This is a genomic window from Mesorhizobium sp. M7D.F.Ca.US.004.01.2.1 (assembly GCF_003997785.1).
Classification (GTDB): domain Bacteria; phylum Pseudomonadota; class Alphaproteobacteria; order Rhizobiales; family Rhizobiaceae; genus Mesorhizobium; species Mesorhizobium loti.
This window is the reverse complement of sequence record NZ_RZRQ01000488.1, coordinates 1-3,266: the sequence shown is the minus strand read 5'-3', so window position 1 is coordinate 3,266 and position 3,266 is coordinate 1. Positions and strand designations below refer to the sequence as shown.

General features: G+C 59.9%; 4 protein-coding genes and 1 pseudogene. 2 read left to right on the top strand and 3 right to left on the bottom strand.

Annotated elements, in window-relative coordinates; translation table 11 throughout:
- Positions 1-153 (top strand): annotated as a pseudogene (locus tag EN993_RS33485) (lipid A biosynthesis lauroyl acyltransferase); the annotation flags it as partial.
- A gap of 324 nt (positions 154-477) precedes the next feature.
- Here the strand turns inward: EN993_RS33485 and EN993_RS33480 are convergent.
- The 3 genes from EN993_RS33480 to EN993_RS33470 all read right to left on the bottom strand — a co-directional run bounded on the left by EN993_RS33480 (position 478) and on the right by EN993_RS33470 (position 2,170).
- Positions 478-1,320 (bottom strand): hypothetical protein, encoded by an 843-nt coding sequence (locus EN993_RS33480; RefSeq protein WP_127266020.1) that lies wholly within the window; start codon positions 1,318-1,320, stop codon positions 478-480.
- A gap of 207 nt (positions 1,321-1,527) precedes the next feature.
- Positions 1,528-1,956 (bottom strand): L,D-transpeptidase, encoded by a 429-nt coding sequence (locus tag EN993_RS33475; RefSeq protein ID WP_109668687.1) that lies wholly within the window; start codon positions 1,954-1,956, stop codon positions 1,528-1,530.
- A 25-nt stretch (positions 1,957-1,981) separates the two neighbouring features.
- Positions 1,982-2,170: a hypothetical protein gene (locus EN993_RS33470; protein WP_127266019.1), complete on the bottom strand. Its 189-nt coding sequence runs from the start codon at positions 2,168-2,170 to the stop codon at positions 1,982-1,984.
- 8 nt (positions 2,171-2,178) lie between these two features.
- Here EN993_RS33470 and EN993_RS33465 point away from each other — a divergent pair.
- On the top strand, positions 2,179-3,266 hold a 1,088-nt coding region (locus tag EN993_RS33465), incomplete at its 3' end, for an acetylornithine deacetylase/succinyl-diaminopimelate desuccinylase family protein (RefSeq protein ID WP_127266018.1).

The following is a 3,266-nucleotide window of genomic DNA, read 5'->3' as shown; positions in this document are numbered from 1 at the left end:
GTCCACGCCACCACCCAGCGTCTCAACGATGTGGTCGAACGCTGGGTACGCGAAGATCCCGGCCAGTGGATGTGGTTCCACAAAAGGTGGGAGATCGGCGGTGGGCGGAGAAAGCGGCCCCATCAGGCAAAGGCGCCCATCGCCAGCGCTTGAGTTCGTTCCTCGGCGAGCGCTGATTTGATCACTGCCCGCTATTGATGGGCCATCAATAACCAGCGCCTTGGAACAGACAAAACCTTCGCCGAGTGCTGTCGCTACCGGCAGAAAGTCCCACACCGAAGTCCAAGCACGGTAACGAAAATTCGAACTGCTTTGTAATGCTGCCGGTGCGCGGCAAGGGACAGTCGTATCCCGCTCGTTGCCAGGCAGGCAGCGGCCCACCGCCTCACGGGGCTGATTGTGCGCAAAAGCCGCAAGGACGCGCCTCGCGGCTTTTGCAATCGATTTTTCTGTCAGACCAGGAAAGGCCCGCCAAGGCTATAGAAGCGGCAACGGCAGGATAAAATTGGGCCGGTAGGTGTCCATCGTGGCGCCATTGCGGTCTTCCTCGAGCAGGGTGTTCGAACCGAAACTCGCCCGCAGGCCGATCAGGTATTTGTGGATGTTCAGATCGGTGCTCGCAACCGACACGTGATCCAGCTGATAGCGTCCAAACACCGAGAACGGCGTGCCGGAGAACCGGTAGTTGGCCTGCAGCGCCGCGGTGACGGTATTCACGTGTTCGCCACTAAAAGAAATCGTAGAATAGCCAAGCTCGCCGTCGAAGCGAAGATTGTCCTGGGCGAAATAGCGCACCACGGCGCGGCCTCCCCAGTTGTCCAGATGCTCCGACTCTCCATTGGCCCGCAATTGACCATAGTAAATCTGGCCATAGACGGTCACGTTGCCGAAATAGGCCTGGGCTTCGGGACCGACTGTGAAATTGTAGATCTTCGGGCCGCCAATGTCCCCGCCGTAGCGCGTGAACGTCGCAAATCCGCCAAGCGCATAACTGCTCGGGTCGCGCCAGTAGCCGTGGATGGCGCCGCCATAGCCATAAATGTTGCTGCCCTCGACCCAAAGCGAATCGATGCTCGCGTCGGTTTGGATGTTCCAGCGCGCGTCGATCGGGAAATTGACCCGACCGGCACCGCCTGCTGTCGTCGCCGAGAGATGTCCACCATCTGCCGACAGATACAATCCGCCAAGATAAGCTTCGACATAGCCGGAAATATGCGGCTGTGCGAGTTCCTGATCCATGACAATTGGCTCAACCGCATCGGCGGCGATGGCCGAAGTAGCGGTGACGGCAATCGCCGCCCCAAGAAGAAGTCTGTACATCAAAGCCCCTCGCAAGTTATCTGCTTGAAAGTTAACATAATCGCGTTTTGGCAGAAACCATTCGCCGGGCCCAAGTGACGCAACGACACCGTTTCCCAAGCCAATGCGCTATTCCTGCAACATTTTTCAGGCAAAGCGCCCGAGATACAGGCAATTGCAATCGATCCCACCGCAAAACCGCGGTGGGATCAACAGCCGGTCGGAGCTCTAGTTGGTGACGACAATCCGCGTGTTGCCGAACCCCACTTCCCGCACCATCGAATAGAAGGTTGCGGCATTGGCCGTGTGCAGCCGCACGCAACCATGCGACGCCGGGCGGCCGAGCTGCCTGACGGCGCCGGTTCCGTGGATGGCATAGCCGCCATGGAAGAACACGGAATAGGGCATCGGCGACATATGATATTTGCGCGAATACCACATCCGGGCCGTGCGCTGCGGCCGATAGGTACCGCGCGGCGTGAAATAGCCGGAACGCGCGGTGGAGACACTCCACCGGTAAACCGACAGGCCATATCTGACCGTCATCGTCTGCGACGACACGTCTATGTTTGCAACGAGGCTGGCTGCCCAGCCCTGCCCCGAAGCACCGAACAGCATCGCGACAAACACCGCCGCCATGAGAACTGTCTTTTTCATGCGATCAAACCCCTTTGATTGCCCCTTACTTGCCTGCCATCACGTTGTTTTTCATCTTTTTAATGGCAGGTGAATGAGGTAACACACACTCCTTGACCAATTCGCCAATCCAAAGCAGCGAATTTGAACGATTTCCCGCGATAGTTGCCGCAACGACACGCCGCACGGGCTTGATCACCGGTGGGCTTGCAAAATCGCTGATATCGCCGCTCAACTCCGTGCATGAACGAGCGACTCCTCCAGGCAATCGATGACAGGCGCGACGAGGTCGTCGCGCTGACCGCCGAGCTGATCCGTTTTCCGACCATCAATCCACCCGGCGAGGCCTACCGGCCATGCGCCGAATATCTCGGCGCGCGGCTGAAGAAGAGCGGTTTCGAGACCGAATTCATCCGCGCCGAAGGCACCCCCGGCGACACCGACCGCTACCCGCGCGTCAATGTCGTTGCCCGTTTCAACGGCAGGTCGCCCGGCGCCTGCGTCCACTTCAACTCGCATATCGACGTGGTCGAAGCCGGTGACGGCTGGACCGTCGATCCCTTTGCCGGCATCGTCAGGGACGGCAAGGTCTATGGCCGCGGTGCCTGTGATATGAAAGGCGGCCTTGCCGCCTCGATCATCGCCGCCGAAGCCTTCCTGCAGGTCTTCCCCGACTTTCCCGGCGCCATCGAAATATCCGGCACCGTCGACGAGGAGTCCGGCGGCTTCGGCGGCGTCGCCCATCTGGCAAGGCTCGGTTATTTCTCAAAACCCAGGGTCGACCACGTCATCATTCCCGAGCCGCTGAACAAGGACCGCATCTGCCTCGGTCATCGTGGCGTCTGGTGGGCGGAGATCGAGACCAAGGGCGAGATCGCGCATGGCTCGATGCCGTTTCTCGGTGACAATGCGGTGCGCCATATGGGTGCAGTGCTCAGGGCATTCGAGGACGAGCTGTTCCCCGCGCTCGACCGCAAGATGACGCGCATGCCGGTCGTGCCCGAAGGAGCAAAACGCTCGACCATGAACATCAATTCGATCCATGGCGGCCAGACCGAGGACTTCCGGCCCGGCTTGCCCTCGCCCAACGTGCCCGATTCCTGCCGGCTGACCATCGACCGCCGCTTCCTGCTCGAGGAAGATCTCGACACCGTCAAAGGCGAAGTCATCGGCATTCTCGACCGGTTGAAGCGCGAGCGGACAAAATTCGACTATGAAATCCGCGACCTGATGGAAGTGCTGCCGCTGATGACCGAGCGCGACGCGCCGGTGGTCAAGGCGGTTGCGCAAGGCATCATGGCGATCTTCGACCGCGAACCCGACTTCGTCAT

What these genes read in the sequence shown, in the direction of transcription:
- EN993_RS33480 (WP_127266020.1), bottom strand. Translation starts at nt 1,320, where the DNA reads ATGTACAGACTTCTTCTTGGGGCGGCGATTGCCGTCACCGCTACTTCG.
- EN993_RS33475 (WP_109668687.1), bottom strand. Translation starts at nt 1,956, where the DNA reads ATGAAAAAGACAGTTCTCATGGCGGCGGTGTTTGTCGCGATGCTGTTC.